General features: G+C 74.1%; 13 protein-coding genes. 5 read left to right on the top strand and 8 right to left on the bottom strand.

Annotation, left to right across the window (positions count from 1 at the left end; all coding sequences use genetic code 11):
- Positions 1-324: 324 nt before the first annotated feature.
- The 5 genes from IF01_RS0117185 to IF01_RS0117165 all read right to left on the bottom strand — a co-directional run bounded on the left by IF01_RS0117185 (position 325) and on the right by IF01_RS0117165 (position 5,914).
- Positions 325-1,635: a DUF58 domain-containing protein gene (locus IF01_RS0117185; protein WP_030394310.1), complete on the bottom strand. Its 1,311-nt coding sequence runs from the start codon at positions 1,633-1,635 to the stop codon at positions 325-327.
- Between the two features lie 85 nt (positions 1,636-1,720).
- Positions 1,721-2,641, bottom strand: coding sequence for an AAA family ATPase (locus IF01_RS0117180; protein WP_234338830.1), 921 nt, complete (start codon positions 2,639-2,641; stop codon positions 1,721-1,723).
- Positions 2,642-2,781: 140 nt separating this feature from the next.
- A complete protein-coding gene (locus tag IF01_RS0117175; RefSeq protein ID WP_030394308.1) occupies positions 2,782-4,008 on the bottom strand; it encodes a DUF4350 domain-containing protein in 1,227 nt (408 codons plus the stop codon).
- Positions 4,005-4,676, bottom strand: coding sequence for a DUF4129 domain-containing protein (locus IF01_RS0117170; RefSeq protein WP_030394307.1), 672 nt, complete (start codon positions 4,674-4,676; stop codon positions 4,005-4,007). Before IF01_RS0117170 ends, IF01_RS0117175 begins: the two co-directional genes overlap by 4 nt.
- Before the next feature lie 5 nt (positions 4,677-4,681).
- Positions 4,682-5,914, bottom strand: a complete 1,233-nt coding sequence (locus IF01_RS0117165) for a DUF7847 domain-containing protein (RefSeq protein ID WP_030394306.1) — start codon at positions 5,912-5,914, stop codon at positions 4,682-4,684.
- Positions 5,915-6,201: 287 nt separating this feature from the next.
- On the opposite strand from IF01_RS0117165, the gene mtrA reads away from it, so the two are divergent.
- Genes mtrA through IF01_RS0117150 form a run of 3 tightly spaced genes read left to right on the top strand, consistent with a single transcriptional unit; the run spans position 6,202 to position 10,892 of the window.
- Positions 6,202-6,879 carry an MtrAB system response regulator MtrA gene (gene mtrA, locus IF01_RS0117160; protein ID WP_030247322.1) on the top strand — a complete coding sequence of 226 codons (678 nt, stop codon included), beginning with the start codon at positions 6,202-6,204 and terminating at the stop codon, positions 6,877-6,879.
- A 4-nt stretch (positions 6,880-6,883) separates the two neighbouring features.
- Entirely contained in the window at positions 6,884-9,022 is a 2,139-nt protein-coding gene (mtrB, locus tag IF01_RS0117155; protein WP_030394305.1) for an MtrAB system histidine kinase MtrB, read from the top strand.
- Positions 8,997-10,892: an LpqB family beta-propeller domain-containing protein gene (locus IF01_RS0117150; RefSeq protein ID WP_030394304.1), complete on the top strand. Its 1,896-nt coding sequence runs from the start codon at positions 8,997-8,999 to the stop codon at positions 10,890-10,892. The genes mtrB and IF01_RS0117150 overlap by 26 nt, the downstream gene beginning before the upstream one ends.
- Before the next feature lie 36 nt (positions 10,893-10,928).
- Here IF01_RS0117150 and IF01_RS0117145 read toward each other — a convergent pair whose 3' ends face one another.
- Complete coding sequence (locus IF01_RS0117145) at positions 10,929-11,714, bottom strand: ComF family protein (RefSeq protein WP_051755526.1); 786 nt, start codon at positions 11,712-11,714, stop codon at positions 10,929-10,931.
- 366 nt (positions 11,715-12,080) lie between these two features.
- Here IF01_RS0117145 and hpf point away from each other — a divergent pair, with 366 nt between their 5' ends.
- Positions 12,081-12,776, top strand: a complete 696-nt coding sequence (gene hpf, locus IF01_RS0117140) for a ribosome hibernation-promoting factor, HPF/YfiA family (protein WP_030394302.1) — start codon at positions 12,081-12,083, stop codon at positions 12,774-12,776.
- Between the two features lie 273 nt (positions 12,777-13,049).
- On the top strand, positions 13,050-13,808 hold the full coding sequence (locus tag IF01_RS0117135; protein WP_043474742.1) for a response regulator: 759 nt from the start codon (positions 13,050-13,052) through the stop codon (positions 13,806-13,808).
- 81 nt (positions 13,809-13,889) lie between these two features.
- Here IF01_RS0117135 and IF01_RS0117130 read toward each other — a convergent pair whose 3' ends face one another.
- Positions 13,890-15,104, bottom strand: coding sequence for a winged helix-turn-helix domain-containing protein (locus tag IF01_RS0117130; RefSeq protein ID WP_043474745.1), 1,215 nt, complete (start codon positions 15,102-15,104; stop codon positions 13,890-13,892).
- A 138-nt stretch (positions 15,105-15,242) separates the two neighbouring features.
- A complete protein-coding gene (locus IF01_RS0117125) occupies positions 15,243-15,851 on the bottom strand; it encodes a GNAT family N-acetyltransferase (protein ID WP_078880033.1) in 609 nt (202 codons plus the stop codon).
- Positions 15,852-16,094 lie beyond the last annotated feature (243 nt).

The raw sequence follows: 16,094 nt of genomic DNA, 5'->3' as shown, positions 1-16,094 counted from the left end.
GGGGACCCTGTGGGAGAGTAGGACGCCGCCGAACAATCATTGTGAAGAACCCCCGTCGGGAAACCGGCGGGGGTTCTTTGCGTTCTGCGTGAATTGCCGTCGAGGTATTTCCCCGGGCGGCAGGTACGGGATTGCTGCCCGACAGGACGGCGGAGTGCATTGACCAGGGCCCCGAGAAGCGCCGGGAAAGGCCCTTGCAGGTATTCGGAAGAAGCCGGGGTGGGGGGGAGGTCCACCGTCCACCGAAAGGCGCTCAAAAGCCCCGCCACCGGATCGGTGACGGGGCTTTTTCGTGCTCCCCCGGGTGGCTCCGGGAGCCTTTTGTCAGAGGCGGCCGGCGGCCTTGAGGGCGAGGTAGGTGTCGGCCAGGGCCGGGGCGATCGAGGTGGGCGGGGCGTCCAGGACTGTGATGCCGGCGCGGGTGAGGCGGTCGGCGGTGAGGCGGCGGTCGGCGCGGGTCTGCTCGGCGGCCGCGGCGCCGTAGACGGCCTCGACCGTGCCGCGGCCGGCGGCGAGCTCGTCCAGGTGGGGGTCGGAGACGGAAGCGAGGACGACCTCGTGGCGCTTGGTGAGGAGCGGCAGCAGCGGGAGCAGGCCGTCCTCGGCGGAGGTCGCGTCCAGGCCGGTGAGCAGCACGATCAGCGAGCGGTGCGGTGCCATCTTCAGGGCGGTGGCCACCAGCGAGCGCATGTCGGTCTCGTAGAGGGCGGGTTCCAGGACGGCCATCGCGTTGGTGAAGGCCGGGAGGATCTCGCTCGGGGAGCGGCCGGCCACCGCGGTCCGCTTGCGCAGGTCGTGGGCGAGCAGGTCGACGCGGTCGCCGGCCTTGGTGGCGAGGGCGGTGAGGAGCAGCGCGGCGTCGAGCGAGGCGTCGAGCCGGGGCGCGTCGCCGACCCGGCCGGCGGAGGTGCGGCCGGTGTCGAGGACGACCAGGATGTGCCGGTCGCGTTCGGGCCGCCAGGTGCGGACGGCGACGGTGTGGCGGCGGGCGCTGGCCCGCCAGTCGATGGAGCGGATGTCGTCGCCGGGCAGGTACTCGCGCAGGGAGTCGAACTCGGTGCCCTGGCCGCGGGTCAGGACCGAGGTCCGGCCGTCGAGTTCGCGCAGCCGGGCGAGCCGGGAGGGCAGGTGCTTGCGGCTGGCGAACGGGGGCAGGGCGCGGACCGTCCAGGGGACGAGGTGCGAGCCCTGACGCCCGGCCAGGCCGAGCGGGCCGAGCGAACGGACGGTCACCTTGTGGGCGTGGTGGTCCCCGCGCCGGGTCGGGGTGAGGACGGTGGTGACGCGACGGCGTTCGTGGCCGGGGACGCGCAGGGTGTGCCGGGAGGCGGCGAACCCGGTGCCGGGCCGCCAGGCCGACGGGGCCCAGGCGTCGCGGATCCGGGCCCGCAGGGGCCGTCCGGCCGCGTTGGTGACGGTCAGTTCGACCGAGGCGGGTTCGCCGAGCCGGACCGTGGTGTCGCCGTCCCGGCCGATCCGCAGGCTGCGGACGGGGGCGGCGAGCACCAGGTCGAGGGCGACGGCGAGCAGGACCGCTCCGGTGACGGCGCCGATGCCCGCCCAGGACGGCAGCAGCAGGCCCGTGACGAGGGCGCCGAGCGCGGCGAGCAGGGCGGTTCGCCCGGTGATGGCCATGCGGTGCGTTCCTTCGTCGGGGCCGACGGTGAGGCGGCGAAACGTGGGGCGGTGGTACCCGGGGCGGCGATGCCGGGTGCGGGGATCAGCGCGGGGCCGGGGTCTGGGCGAGGACGGCCTGGATCACGGAGTCCGCGGTCACGCCCTCCATCTCGGCCTCGGCCCGCAGGGCGACGCGGTGGCGCAGGGTGGGCAGGGCGAGCGCCTTGACGTCGTCGGGGGTGACGTAGTCGCGGCCGGCCAGCCAGGCCCAGGCGCGGGAGGCGCCGAGCAGCGCGGTGGCGCCGCGCGGGGAGACGCCGATGGAGAGCGAGGGCGACTGCCGGGTGGCCCGGCAGAGGTCGACGATGTAGGCGAGCACCTCGGGGGCGACGGTCAGCTTGGCGATCTGCTCGCGGGCGGCGGCGATGTGCTCGGGGCCGGCGACCGGGCGGACGCCGGCCGCGGCGAGGTCGCGCGGGTCGAAGCCGGCGGCGTGCCGGGCGAGGACCTGGAACTCCTGGTCCCGGTCGGGCAGCGGGAGGATCAGCTTGAGCAGGAAGCGGTCGAGCTGGGCCTCGGGCAGCGGGTAGGTGCCCTCGTACTCGACCGGGTTCTGGGTCGCGGCGACCAGGAACGGCACCGGCAGGGCGCGCGGCTCGCCGTCGACGGTGACCTGGCGCTCCTCCATGGCCTCCAGCAGGGCGGCCTGGGTCTTCGGCGGGGTGCGGTTGATCTCGTCGGCGAGCAGCAGGTTGGTGAAGACCGGGCCGGGCTGGAAGGAGAACTCGGCGGTGCGGGCGTCGTAGACCAGGGAGCCGGTGACGTCACCGGGCATCAGGTCGGGGGTGAACTGGATGCGCTTGGTGCCCAGGCTGAGCGCGGTGGAGAGGGTGCGGATCAGCAGGGTCTTGGCGACGCCGGGGACGCCTTCGAGCAGCACGTGGCCGCCGCAGAGCAGGGCGACGACGAGGCCGGTGACGGCGGCGTCCTGGCCGACGACGGCCTTGGCGATCTCGGCGCGCAGGGCGGTGAGCGCCTCGCGCGGGTCGCCGAGGCGGGGGTCGCCGGCGGTGCCGGCGGGAGCGCTGCCGCCGGGGACGGTGGTGCCGGTGGTGGCGGGCGCCGGGCCGGGGGTGATGCGGAGCTGGGTGGTGGCCTTCTCGGTCACGGCTTCCGTACCTGCCTTTCGAGGGTGTCGAGGTCGTCGGCGAGCCGCAGCAGTGCGGCGTCGTCGGTCGGGGGAGGGCCGTACAGCAGGGCCGCGGCGTCCCCGGCGGGCCGCTCGGGGAGGCGGTCGGCGACGGCCGCGCAGAGGGCGGTGGGGTCGGGTGCGCCGGCCACGGGCGGGACGCCCAGGGCCGGGGCGATGCGCAGCGCGGTGGCGCGGCGCAGGGCGTCGGCGGCGCGGCCGCGGGCCTTGGCCCGGCGGTAGAGGCGGGCGCGGCCCTCGGTGGTCTCGGAGGCGCGGACCACGACCGGCAGCTGCTCGCTGACCACCGGGCCGAGCCGCCGGGCGCGCCAGAGCGCGGCGAGCAGGACGGCGATGCCGAGCTGGTAGCCGGCCCAGGTCCAGCCCTCGGGGATGTAGTCCTGGAAGCTCTTCCGCCCGCCCTCGGCGACCGGGGCGGTGTAGTCGGGCAGGTGCCAGGTGAGGTGCGGCCGGGAGCCGAGCAGGCCGAGTCCCAGGGCGGCGTTGCCGTCCTTCCGGAGCAGTTCGTTGGTGAGGAACTCGCCGCTGCCGAGGACCACGACGTCGGTGTTCCGGCCGGTGGTGACGGTGACCAGGGGGTAGCCGTGGCCGCGCGGGTAGCAGCCCTCGCCGCGGCTGCCGGCGGTGTAGAGCAGGCCGCCGAGGTGGGCGCTGCCGGCCCGGACGGCTTCCGGGAGGGAGCAGCCGGGGTCGGTGGTGCGCACACCGGCGTAGGGGGCGCCGCCGTTCTCGTCGGAGGTGCGGACGCCGGGGACGAGGGCGCTGAGGGCGGCGGGGCCGGGGGCGACCAGGACCACCCGGCCGTGCTTGGCGGCGGCGACGGCGGCCAGTTGCTCGGGGGTGAGCAGGTCGGGCTCGGGCAGGACGAGGGTGTCGGCGCCGGTGGGCCGGACGGCCGGGTCGGCGGTGAGGTCGACCTGGAGGCCCTCGCGCTCCAGGAGGGCGATCACGGCGTGGCCGCCGGCGGGCTCGTAGGAGCGGGGGTCGAGCGGCGGGTACCGGCGCTCCTGGTTGACGGCCGCCAGCAGGACGGCGGCGAGCAGCAGGAGGGCGGCGGTGAGCAGGTACCAGCGGGTGCGCCGCCACAGGCCGCGGCCGGTGGGGGCGGTGCTGGTGGCGGTCGGGGCGGGCGGCGGGGCGGCGGCCCGGTCGGTCGTGGGAGCGGGGGCGGCGCTGGTCATGCGGCTCCTCCGGCGGCCGGGGCGAGGACCGGGCGGGTGCGTTCGAGGGCCCGGTCGAGGTCGCGCAGCGACTGGTAGGCGCTCTGGTCGGCGGTGCGCTCGCCGTACGCGATGTCGTCGAAGGCGCGGGCGGCGGCGGTGAGCTCGGCCGCGTGGCCGGGCAGGGCGCGGCCGGCCTCGGCGGCGGCCTCGTCGGCGGTGCGGCCGGGGCGGGCGTCGAGCAGGGTGCGCTCCTCGAGGCCGCGGACCAGGGCGCGCATCTGCTCGCGGACGGCCTCGGTCCAGCGGCCGGCGGCGGCGTGCCGTTCGGCGTCGGCCCGGTGCTCGGCCGCGCTGCGCGGGCCGATGTCGCCGAAGACCCCGGGGTGGGTGCGGGCGGCCCGCCCGGGTGCGCCGAGGCGCCACCAGAGGGCGGCGCCGACCACCGCGGCGACCAGCAGGAACAGGACCAGGCCGGTGGCGCCGCTGGTGCCGTCGCCGGTGAGCGCGCCCAGCGCCTCGTCGATCCGGTCCGAGATCCAGTCGACGATCCGTTCCTGGAGGCTCGGGTCGTGGCGGTGGTAGTCGGCGTTGAGCAGTTCGTCGCGGGCCGCGTCCTTGGCCGCGTCGCGCGGTGTCGTGATCGGGGCGCCACCCGCGAGCACGACGTTCTCCCCCCGGATCGGCATCGGGCTCAGAGCCTTGCGGGGGCGGGGCCGGCCTGGTCGCCCCAGCCGGTGCCGCCGTGCTCGGGCAGGCCCGCGGCGCGGGCGAGCTCGATGTCGAGGGCCTCGCGGCGGATCCGCTGGTCGACGTAGAGCAGCACGCCGATGGTGGCGGTGAAGGGGAGCGTGACGGTGGAGGAGAGGACGCCGCCGATCGCCATGGTGATCAGCATGGCGGCGGGCATGCTGCCGGTCTGCCCGGCGTCGACCTGCCCGATGAAGTCGTCGAAGCCGATCACCATGCCGATGACCGTGAACGGGGTGCTGATCACACCGCCGACGACCGCGGCGATGATCTGGCTCAGCACGGTGATACCGCAGATCCGCCACCAGGAGCGGCGGACCAGCCGGCGGGAGCGGGAGAGGGCGGTGATGACGCCCTGCTTCTCCAGCATGAGGGCGGGCGCGGCCAGGCTGAGCTGGATGCCGATCCAGATGGCGACGGGGAGGCTGAGCAGGCCCACGACGACGAGCAGGCCGACGATCGCCGGTTCCTCGGCCCCGGAGACCAGGTAGCCGATCAGCGGGGCGAAGCCCAGCAGGACGATGCCGCCGGCGATGAGACCGGTGAGCAGGGTGAGGCCGACGAGCTGGAGCAGTCGCGGCTTGGCGTCGCGCCAGGCGTCCCCGATCGACACGGCCTGCCCGAGGATGGCGCGGCTGACCACCATGGTCAGCAGGGCCGAGGCGATCACGCCGAGCAGCATCGAGAGCGGCAGGCTGATCAGGGCGGTCAGGACCGGGGTGAGGTCGCCGGTGTCCCCCTGGATGGCGAGCTGGGCGCCGAGCGAGGCGCCCTGCTGGACGACCGCGACGCCGAGGGCGAGGCCGAGGGTGACCCGCCAGTGCTTGCGGACGGTGGACACCGCGCCGTCGAGGATCTCGCCGAGGCCGAGCGGGCGCAGCGGGATCACTCCGGGCTTGGGGCTCTGCGGCACGCCCCAGCTGTAACCGCCGCCGGGCGGCTGCGGGCCCCAGCCGGGCGGCGGTGCGCCGTGGCCGGGCTGCTGCGTGCCCCAGGCGGGCTGCTGCCCGGCGTAGGGGGGCTGCGGGGCGCCGGGGGTGGTCCCCCAGGCGGGCGGGGTGTCCTGGGGCGGTGCCGACTGGCCGGGCACTGCGGCGGGTGCGTCGGCGGTGGGCCGGGCACCGTCGCGGGGCGGCTCGGACGAGCCGGGCGAGGCCCAGCCCGGAGTGTCGGTCATCACTGCTCCTCGGAGGGCTTCGGGGTGCGGGGTACCGGGTGGATCTTCACCCGCGCGCAGCGCCCATCGTGCCATGGTGCCCGGACGCACCCCAGGGGGAGCCGGTTGCTGAACGGCAACGGCCGGGGGGCGGACGATTCGTCGGCTTCGCCGGGGGCCCGGGGGGCGGAAGGGGGCAGGAAATTGGCCCGGTTTGGCTTGAATTGGACCGGATCGCCAGTTGGCCGTTCTGGAGCAATGGGACTGCTGTGCGGCAGGTCACAATCCGGTAATGAGAAGATGGACGCATGAAGGGACGCGTCCTCGTCGTTGATGACGACTCCGCACTGGCCGAGATGCTCGGCATTGTGCTGCGTGGTGAGGGTTTTGAGCCGTTTTTCGTCGCGGATGGGGACAGGGCGCTAGCGGCGTTCAGGGAGACCAAGCCGGACCTGGTCCTGCTCGACCTGATGCTGCCCGGCCGGGACGGCATCGACGTATGCCGGCAGATCCGGGCCGAGTCCGGTATCCCGATCGTCATGCTGACCGCCAAGACCGACACGGTGGATGTCGTGGTCGGCCTGGAGTCGGGTGCCGACGACTACGTGACCAAGCCGTTCAAGCCCAAGGAGCTGGTGGCCCGGGTGCGGGCCCGGCTCCGCAGGGCCGAGGAGCCGACTCCGGAGCAGCTGACCATCGGCGATCTGGTGATCGACGTGGCCGGCCACTCGGTGAAGCGGGACGGCCGGGGCATCCCGCTGACCCCGCTGGAGTTCGACCTGCTGGTCGCGCTGGCCCGCAAGCCCTGGCAGGTGTTCACCCGCGAGGTGCTGCTGGAGCAGGTCTGGGGCTACCGGCACGCGGCGGACACCCGGCTGGTGAACGTCCATGTGCAGCGCCTGCGCTCCAAGATCGAGAAGGACCCGGAGCGTCCCGAGATCGTGGTGACCGTCCGCGGCGTCGGCTACAAGGCCGGGCCCAGCTGACGTGATGTACCGGGCCGACGAAACCCCGGCGGGTACCGCGACCGACGGGGGTGGCGGCGCCGTGCGCGGGGACGTACTGAGTTCGACCGTGCGCAACCGCCGCCGCCGGGGGCCGGTCGCCCTGCTCGCGCTGCTGAACCGGCAGCTGCGCCGCCCCCTGCACCGGGTGGCGGCGCTGTACCGGCGGTCGATCCAGCTGCGGGTGGTGGCGGCGACGCTGCTGCTGTCGGTCGTGGTGGTGATGGTGCTGGGCGTCGTCGTGGTGGCGCAGGTGCGCACCGGGCTGCTGGAGACCAAGCGGTCGGCGGCCCGGGACCAGGCGCTCGCGGGATTCCAGACCGAGCTCAAGAAGATCGACGACGCGGACGACCTGCGGCTGCGGACCGCGACCACCGACCCGGCCCCCGAGGGCCTGGGCACCTGGCTGCTCCAGCAGGTCGGCGACCTGGCGGCGAGCGGGCAGAACGTCTACTCGGTGATCGCGATGCTGCCCGGCACCGGCCAGACCGTCCAGCCGGACAAGGCCGGCCTCGGCCCGCGCTACTCCGCGGACATCCTGCCGAGCAGCATCCCCGACACCCTGAAGGCGAGGGTCGCGCAGGAGCCCGGCCAGAGCTTCAGCCAGCCCACCCGGATCCAGCGCTCGCCGGAGAGCCACGCGGACACCGAGCCCGGGCTGGTCTTCGGGCAGCAGTTCACCGGGCCCGGCAACGGCAGCTACCAGCTGTACTACGTCTTCTCCTTCGGCCAGGAGACCAAGACCCTGGGACTGGTCACCGGCACGCTGGCGACCGCCGGGGTGTTCGTGGTGATCATGATGGGCGGCATCGCCTGGCTGGTGGTGCGCCAGGTGGTGACACCGGTCCGGATGGCCGCCGGGATCTCCGAGCGGCTGGCCGCCGGGCACCTGGAAGAGCGGATGAAGGTCACCGGCACCGACGACATCGCCAGGCTGGGCGAGTCGTTCAACCGGATGGCCAACGCGCTGCAGGCGCAGATCCGGCAGCTGGAGGAGCTCTCCAGGGTGCAGCGGCGCTTCGTCTCGGACGTGTCGCACGAGCTGCGCACGCCGCTGACCACCGTCCGGATGGCCGCCGACCTCATCTACGACAGCCGCGAGGACCTCGACCCGATGGCGGCCCGCTCCGCCGAACTGCTCCAGGGGCAGCTGGACCGCTTCGAGTCGCTGCTCGCCGACCTGCTGGAGATCAGCCGCTTCGACGCGGGCGCGGCCGTCCTGGACGCCGAGCCGGTCGACCTGCGCGAGATCGTCGGCCGGGTGGTCGAGGCCGCCGATCCGCTGGCGCAGGCCAAGGGCAGCGCCGTGGTGATCCGCGGCGACGGCGAGCCGGTGCTGGCCGAGGTCGACTCCCGGCGGATCGAGCGCATCCTGCGCAACCTGGTGGTCAACGCGCTGGAGCACGGCGAGGGCCGGGACGTCGTGGTCCGGCTGGGCTCGCGGGACGGCGCGGTCGCCATCGGCGTCCGGGACTACGGCATCGGCCTCAAGCCGGGCGAGGCGTCCCGGGTGTTCCACCGGTTCTGGCGGGCCGACCCGTCCCGGGTGCGGACCACCGGCGGCACCGGCCTCGGCCTGTCGATCGCGGTCGAGGACGCGCATCTGCACGGCGGCTGGCTGCAGGCCTGGGGGGAGCCGGGCGGCGGCTCGCACTTCCGGCTCACCATGCCGCGCACCCGCGGCGGCGAGATCAGCCGGGCGCCGTTCCGGCTGGAGCCGGAGGACTCCCGCAACAACCGGGGCCTGGGCACCTACGGGGCGCCGTACCGGCGGGCCGCGCGCCCGGCCGGGGCGACGGCCCTCACCGCGGCCGACGAGCAGGCCGTCCCGGAGACGCCGGACACCTCCGGCAGCGGGTTCGGCAGCGGGCTCGGCGGTGTGCTGAGCATCGGCCCCGGCCTCGGCCGACGGCCGGTCGAGGGCCCGCGCGCGGATCCGTCCGACGTACTGCCGGTCGGTGCGGGGTACGGTGCGACCGGGGCCCAGGTCGTGGTGGACCCGACGCCCGGTCGGCCGTCGGTGACGCAGCGGACCGCGGGGCCGGACGAGGCCGCAGGGGCGGACGGCACGGGTGGAACGGACACGGAGGGGTCGCAGCGTGCGAAGGACCAGCGCCAGGATTGAGCTGCGGCTGGCCGGGACGGCGGGCGCGCTGGTGGGTGCCCTGCTGGCCGGCGGCTGCGCGGCGATGCCGGATTCCGGGGGCGTCTCCAAGATCGAGCTGTCCAGGAGCTCGGCGGAGAAGAACCTCCAGGTGAGGATCTTCCCGGTGGAGCCCGCCAAGGGAGCCAAGCCGCAGGACCTGCTGGCCGGCTTCCTCGACGCGCTGACCGCCGACGACAGCTATGTGACGGCGCGCAAGTACCTGACACCGGACGCGCGGACCAGCTGGAACCCCGAGGCGGGCATCAAGGTGCTCGCCTCCAACCCGGGGCACCTCAAGGTGAGCGTGACCGACAGCGACACCGAGATGTCGATCCCGGTCCCCGGGCAGCTGGTCTCCCAGGTGGACGACCGGCACTCGTACATCGGCGAGTCACCGCGCATGATCGAGTTCAACTTCTCCTTCGTGCGGGAGAAGGCCGGCGAGTGGCGGATCGACAAGCTGCCGGACGGGCTGATCCTCAACGAGGTCAACTTCCGCAACAGCTACCGCCAGGTCGACCGGTTCTTCTACGCCGCGCCCGACCCGTCCGCGCCGACGGCGGCCTCGGTGACCAACCAGGACGTGCTGATCGCCGACCCGATCTACCTGCGGCGCCGAATAGACCCGCTGGGTTCGGCGGTCCGCGCGCTGGTCTCGGGGCCGTCGACCTGGCTGGCGCCGGTCGCCAGCTCCGCCTTCCCGGCGGGCCTCGGGCCCAACGCCGTCGATTCGGTGACCCTGGACGACAACCGCACCGGGCACGTGACGCTCAGCGGGGTCGACCTCGGCAGCGCCACCGCCTGCCGGCGGATGGCCACCCAGCTCCTCTACACCCTCGCCGACCAGGGCACCGGGCAGGTCGAACGGCTGGAGCTCAAGGCCAAGCACGGCGGCCCGGTCTGCCAGGCGAGCCGCGCCGACGAGCCCGCGACCGGGCCCGGCTCGCTGGCCGGGCAGATGTCCACCCGGCAGTTCTACCAGCGGGCCGACGACGGCGTGCTGCACGAGACGCGCGGGGACGCCGTCGGCGAGCCCGTGCACGGGCCGCTGGGGCGGGTGCAGCAGAGCGGGCGGCCGCTGGGCGCGGTCGCGGTGGCCCGGGACGGCGAGCGCGCCGCGGCGATCGGCGCCGACGGCCACCAGCTCTTCACGGTGCCGTTCCTGGACTCGCTGCCGGCCATGCCGCAGCCGGTGCTCACCACCCCGAGCCGCCCGGGTTCGAAGGGCGACGACGGGCTGACCTCGCCGACCTGGGACGGGCGCGGTGACCTGTACGTGGTGGACCGCGACCCGGTCGGGCCGCGGGTGCTGATGGTGCGGGACAAGCAGGCCGTGCCGGTGGCGGTGGACGACCTGCTCGGGCGCTCGGTGCAGGGCATCAAGGTGTCCTCGGACGGTGTCCGGGTCGCGCTGCTGCTGAAGGAGGGCAAGGACAGCAAGGACCAGCGGCTCTGGCTGGGGCTGCTCGTCCACGGCGGGACCAAGGACGCCCCGACCGCGAGGATCACGGGGCTGCGGCTGGCCAACCCGGCGTTCCAGGAGGTGCTGGCGGTGTCCTGGGCGGAGGCCGACCAACTGCTGGTGCTGGGCAAGGAGAAGGACAAGGCCCAGCAGCTGCAGTACATCAGCACCGACGGGTCGCAGAACCGGGACGCGCGGTTGCTGGGCGGTGGGGAGGTGGTCGCCGTCGCCGCGTCGGAGTCCCGGGGGACGAACGCGCTGCCGGCGCCGCCGGTGCTGGCGCTGGCGCTGGAGAAGGAAGTGATCAAGCCGTACCGGCTGGTCAACAACCAGTGGCGGGAGCTGGTGCTGCCCTACAAGGCCTCCGCGTTCATCTACCCGGGCTGAGGCCCGGCGCCCGGCGTGGGCCGGGGGCGGGGCCCTTCACCGGTCGGAGGTGTCCGGGCGGTGCCGGCGGTGGTGCGGGACGGCCGCCGCGACCGTGGCGGCCGCGGCGGGCGGCAGGCCGGCGGCGGACAGGGCCCGGGCCGCCTCGACCAGGCTGGCGCCGGTGGTCACCAGGTCGTCGACCAGGACCGGCCGGTACCCGGCGGGACCGGGTCGGTCAGGTCGGTCAAGTCGGTCGGATCGGCGGAAGCGGCCGGGCGGCCGCACGGTGAGCGCGCCGCGCAGATTCCGGTGGCGCTCGGCGGCGGAGAGCCCGGCCTGGTCGGCGACCGGCCGGGCGTGGCGCAGCAGCGGCAGCGCGCGGGCGTCCAGCCCCTCCCGGCGCAGGGCCCCGGCGGCCGCGCGGGCCAGCCGCAGCGTGGGGTCGTGCCCCCGGGCGCGGACCGCCGCCCGGGCGGAGGGGACCGGGACCAGCAGCAGGGGCGCCCCTCCGGGACAGGGGACGAGTGCGGAGCGCACCGCCCGGGCAAGCGTGTCGCCGAGCGGGCCGGCCAGCGCCAGCGCGCCGCGCTCCTTGTGGGCGAGCAGCAGCCGCCGGACCGGACCGTCGTACGGCGCGGCGGCGTGCGCGCGGGGGAGGGCCGCGACGGGCGTCGGCGGGGTGGTGGCGAGGAGGTGGCGGCACCCCGGGCACAGGTGGCCGAGGTCGGCGCCGCAGCCCGCGCAGGGGGCCGGGAGCAGCGCGTCGAGGAGGCCGGTCAGGGCGTGGACGAAGGGTCCCCGGTGGGACTGCCGGTGGGGTGGTGCGGGGGTCCGCGGCACGGCTGCTCCTCGCGGGTGGGGCACGGAGAGTGAGCAAAGAATGCGCCGTACGGGGGGTGTTGTCCAGGTATTTACCTGTGTTTCACTCGCGAGAGGGTAGACAGGGGTGCAGCAGCTTGACCGCCGGCCCATCACTCCGTCATACCCGAACTCTCCGCCGGAGAGGCGAAAACCCCGTGTGAGGTGTTCGATAAGGCTCCAGGGGGTTTCAACCGTCCCTGGTGGGGAGGAAGTGCAGTGAGGGCCAGTCGTTCCCACCGTTGCCGGTGGAGCGGAGGGCCGGCGGATGTATCGGCTGGTCCGGCTGGTCTCAGTCCGGTCCGGTAGCACCCGGGCCGGCGACAGAACGAGGGATCGGAGTTCTGCGTGGACATCGTCGTCAAGGGCCGCAAGACCGAGGTGCCGAAGAGGTTCCGGGATCACGTGGCCGAGAAGCTGGAGAAGGTCCAGAAGTTCGACACCAAGGCGATCAGCCTGGATGTCGAGGTGTCCAAGGAACACAACCCGCGGCAGGCCGACCGGTCCGACCGCGTGGAGATCACCCTCCGTACCCGTGGCCCGGTGATCCGGGCCGAGGCCGCCGCCGCTGACCCCTACGCGGCGCTGGATCTGGCCTCGGCGAAGCTCGACGCCCAACTGCGCAAGTCCGCGGACCGGCGTCGGGTCCACAAGGGCGGCAGCGGCAGCCGCACCCCGATCAGCGTCGCCGAGGCGACCGCGGCCCTGGCCGCGCTGCCCGAGGCGAAGCCGTCGGAGAGCAGCACCAACGGTGCCGTCCGCAAGACCATGATGGGATCCCTGGAAGTGGAGGGCGAAGGCCCGCTGGTGGTCCGGGAGAAGACCCACCCGGCCGCCCCGATGGCGCTCGACCAGGCGCTCTACGAGATGGAGCTGGTCGGCCACGACTTCTACCTCTTCGTGGAGAAGGACAGTGGCCTGCCGAGCGTCGTCTACCGCCGGCACGGTTACCACTACGGCGTGATCCACCTGAAGGCCGACGGTTCGACCGTCGAGGGTGGCGGCGCCGGTGGTGCGATCGGCGCGGGCGACGACGAGGACTGACCGTCCGGACAGCAGGAGAGGGGTGACCCCGGTGGCAACCGCCGCCGGGGTCACCGGCGTTCAGGGGCAGGCTCGTGGTGTTCCGGGGGCGCCGTCCTTCCGGGCCGGCCACCCGAGTTCCCGGGCCGGTGTGCCGCGTTCCGGGGTCGGTATGCGGACGCCGGTGACCGGACAGGTCACCCGATGCGGGGCAATCGGCACCGGAGGGTGACCGCGAGGGCGCCCGGCCGTGGAATGATTGGCCGACGACGACCGGCGACGGGGGAGGAGCGGATGGGGGATCACTTCGGGCTGGGGCCCGCGACAGTGCCGGTCGTGGGGGTGTCGCCCGGCCTCGGGGCCGAGTCCGACTACGCACCGCGCCGGGGGGAGCCGATCCGCGTCCTGGTGGTGGACGACCACGCGCTGTTCCGCCGCGGCCTGGAGATCGTGCTGGCCGAGGAGGAGGACATCACCGTCGTCGGCGAGGCCGGGGACGGCGCGGAGGCGGTGCTCAAGGCGGCCGACCTGCTGCCCGACATCATCCTCATGGACGTCAGGATGCCTCGCCGCAGCGGGATCGAGGCCTGCACCGCGATCAAGGACGTCGCACCCAGCACCAAGATCATCATGCTGACGATAAGCGACGAGGAGGCCGACCTCTACGAGGCGATCAAGGCGGGGGCCACCGGCTACCTGCTCAAGGAGATCTCCACCGACGAGGTCGCCACCGCGATCCGCGCGGTCGCCGACGGGCAGTCCCAGATCAGCCCGTCGATGGCGTCCAAGCTGCTCACCGAGTTCAAGTCGATGATCCAGCGCCGCTCCGACGAACGGGAGTTGGTGCCCGCGCCGCGACTGACGGACCGGGAGCTGGAGGTGCTGAAGCTGGTGGCCACCGGGATGAACAACCGGGAGATCGCCAAGGAGCTGTTCATCAGCGAGAACACCGTGAAGAACCATGTGCGCAACATCCTGGAGAAGCTGCAACTGCACTCCCGGATGGAGGCCGTGGTGTACGCGATGCGGGAGAAGATCCTCGAAATAGGGTGACCGCGGGGCCCGGTGGGCCCCGGCCGCCGGGATGTTCGGGGCGGCCGGGGTGTGCGGGGAGTCCGGGGTGGGGGTACTCGGTCAGGCCAGCAGCCGCTCCAGCGCCGGGCGAAGCGACTCGTCGTGCAGCGCCTCGACCCGGACGGCGTCGCAGCCCACCCAGCCGGCCGCCTCGCGCAGTGCGTCGGCCAGCGCCTCCAGGTGCCGGGGGGAGTCCAGCGAGACCTGACGCGCCACCAGGGTCCGACCCTCGCGGGCCGGGTCGACCCGGCCGACCAGCCGGCCGCCGGTCAGCACCGGCATCGCGAAGTAGCCGTGCACCCGCTTGGGCTTGGGGGTGTAGGCCTCCAGCCGGTGGAGCATGCCGAAGATCCGCTCGGTGCGCGGACGGTCCCAGATCAGCGAGTCGAACGGCGACAGCAGGGTGGTGCGGTGGCGGCCGCGCGGCGTGGTGGCGAGTGCCTCCGGGTCGGCCCAGGCCGCGCCGGGGGTGCCGTTCGGGCCCCAGCCGGCCACCTCGACCGGGACCAGGCCGGAGTCGGGCAGCACCGCGTCCACCTGCTCGGCGCGCAGCCGGTAGTAGTCGACGATGTCGGCCCGGGTGGCCACGCCGAGGGCCGCGCCGGACTGGGCGACCAGGGTGCGCAGGCACTCGGTGTCGTCCGGTTCGGCGGCGAACAGCTCGGCGGGCACGGCCTGTTCGGCCAGGGCGTAGACGCGCTTCCAGCTCCGGCGCTCGGTGCAGACCACGTCGCCGAAGGCCAGCGCCCGTTCCACCGCGATCTTGGTGTCCGACCAGTCCCACCAGTCGGCGGTCTTCTTGGCGCCGCCCAGCTCGGTCGAGGTGAGCGGGCCCTCGGCGCGCAGCTTGTCGAGCACCGAGCGGTAGGTCTCCGCTTCGCCCTGCTTGCCCCAGACATGCGTCTTCGCGCGGTAGCGGCGGCGCCGGAAGGCGAACAGCGGCCACTCCTCCATCGGCAGGATGCACGCCGCGTGCGACCAGTACTCGAAGCTGGTGCCGGAACCCCAGTACGCCGTCTCGACCGTCGGGCGGCCGACCGCGCCGAGCCGGGCGTACGGCACGAGTTCGTGCGAGCGGGCCAGCACCGAGATGGTGTCGAGCTGGACGGAGCCGAGCCGGCGCAGCATCCCGCGCACCCCGCCGCGGCGGTCGGGCGCGCCGAGCAGGCCCTGGGCGCGCAGGGCGATCCGGCGGGCGTCGTCCGCGCCGAGCGCGGTCACCGGGGCGGGGAGGGAGGACGGGCCCGGGACCGGGCCGGGGGTCGAGGCGGTCATGCCGGCGAGCCTAGGGGTCGGCACCGACAATTCGCCCGCCCTCCCGGAGACCTGGGGTCTCCGGGAGGGCGGGCGTGGTTCGGCGGTGGCCGGCGACCCGGCGCGGCGGTCCGGTCCGGTGCGGCGGTCCGGGCCGGGTCAGTCGGCGAGGTCGCCGGGCAGCAGGGAGGCGATCCACGAGTCGTGGAACTGTCCGCGCTGCTCGGCGTACGCGCGCAGGGTGCCCTCGAACCGGAAGCCGACCTTCGAGGCGACCGCGCGGGAGCCCTCGTTGCCCACGTAGGCGAGCCACTCCAGTCGGCGCAGGCCGAGTTCGGCCAGTCCGTAGCGGGCCACGGCGGTGGCCGCCTCCACGGTGTAGCCGCGGCCGCGGAACTCCTTGGTCGCCCACCAGCCGATCTCGGCCACGCCGGGTCGCCCGGCGGGGAACATCAGCCCCTGGGAACCGACCAGGGCGCCGGACTCCCGCTCGAACACGCACCAGACCAGGTTCTCGCCGGTCCGCCAGCCGTTGAACGCCAGGTCGGACACGAAGTACTCGGCGTCGGTGCGCCGGTACGGGCTCGGGACGACCGTCCAGCGCTGGATCTCCGGGTCCTGGCAGGCGGCGTCGATCGCGTCGATGTCCGACTCGCGCGGAGCGCGCAGCACCAGGCGCTCGGTGGTGAGGACGACGGGCTCGCGGGCGGGGTCGGCGGCGGGCGGGCCGGACTGCTCCCCGGTACGGGGTTCGGGGCTTTCTTCCATGGGCGGATTATTTCGTCCAGAGATGAATCCGAGCATCCGATTAACGGTCCTGAGCGCCCAACTCAACGGACGGCTGCCCGGTTTGCCCCGGTGGGGAATGCTATCGGGGCATGTGCTCGCAGGGGTGACACGGGAATACCGTGCTGACGCACCTCCCGAGGCATTGGGCTCCTCGCATACGATGGCCCGTGCGGTGGGGTGGATCCGCCGTGCAGTCGTCCAGTGCCAATACAGGCAAGGAGC

This window comes from Kitasatospora purpeofusca, assembly GCF_000718025.1.
In the GTDB taxonomy this organism is placed as follows: domain Bacteria; phylum Actinomycetota; class Actinomycetes; order Streptomycetales; family Streptomycetaceae; genus Kitasatospora; species Kitasatospora purpeofusca.
The sequence above is the reverse complement of the archived record's forward strand: the minus strand, read 5'-3'. Positions and strand labels throughout refer to the sequence as shown.

Coding starts and splice junctions, on each gene's coding strand:
- IF01_RS0117185 (WP_030394310.1), bottom strand. CDS start 1,635: ATGGCCATCACCGGGCGAACCGCCCTGCTCGCCGCGCTCGGCGCCCTC.
- IF01_RS0117175 (WP_030394308.1), bottom strand. CDS start 4,008: ATGACCAGCGCCGCCCCCGCTCCCACGACCGACCGGGCCGCCGCCCCG.
- IF01_RS0117170 (WP_030394307.1), bottom strand. CDS start 4,676: ATGCCGATCCGGGGGGAGAACGTCGTGCTCGCGGGTGGCGCCCCGATC.
- IF01_RS0117165 (WP_030394306.1), bottom strand. CDS start 5,914: ATGACCGACACTCCGGGCTGGGCCTCGCCCGGCTCGTCCGAGCCGCCC.
- mtrA (WP_030247322.1), top strand. CDS start 6,202: ATGAAGGGACGCGTCCTCGTCGTTGATGACGACTCCGCACTGGCCGAG.
- mtrB (WP_030394305.1), top strand. CDS start 6,884: ATGTACCGGGCCGACGAAACCCCGGCGGGTACCGCGACCGACGGGGGT.
- IF01_RS0117135 (WP_043474742.1), top strand. CDS start 13,050: ATGGGGGATCACTTCGGGCTGGGGCCCGCGACAGTGCCGGTCGTGGGG.
- IF01_RS0117130 (WP_043474745.1), bottom strand. CDS start 15,104: ATGACCGCCTCGACCCCCGGCCCGGTCCCGGGCCCGTCCTCCCTCCCC.
- IF01_RS0117125 (WP_078880033.1), bottom strand. CDS start 15,851: ATGGAAGAAAGCCCCGAACCCCGTACCGGGGAGCAGTCCGGCCCGCCC.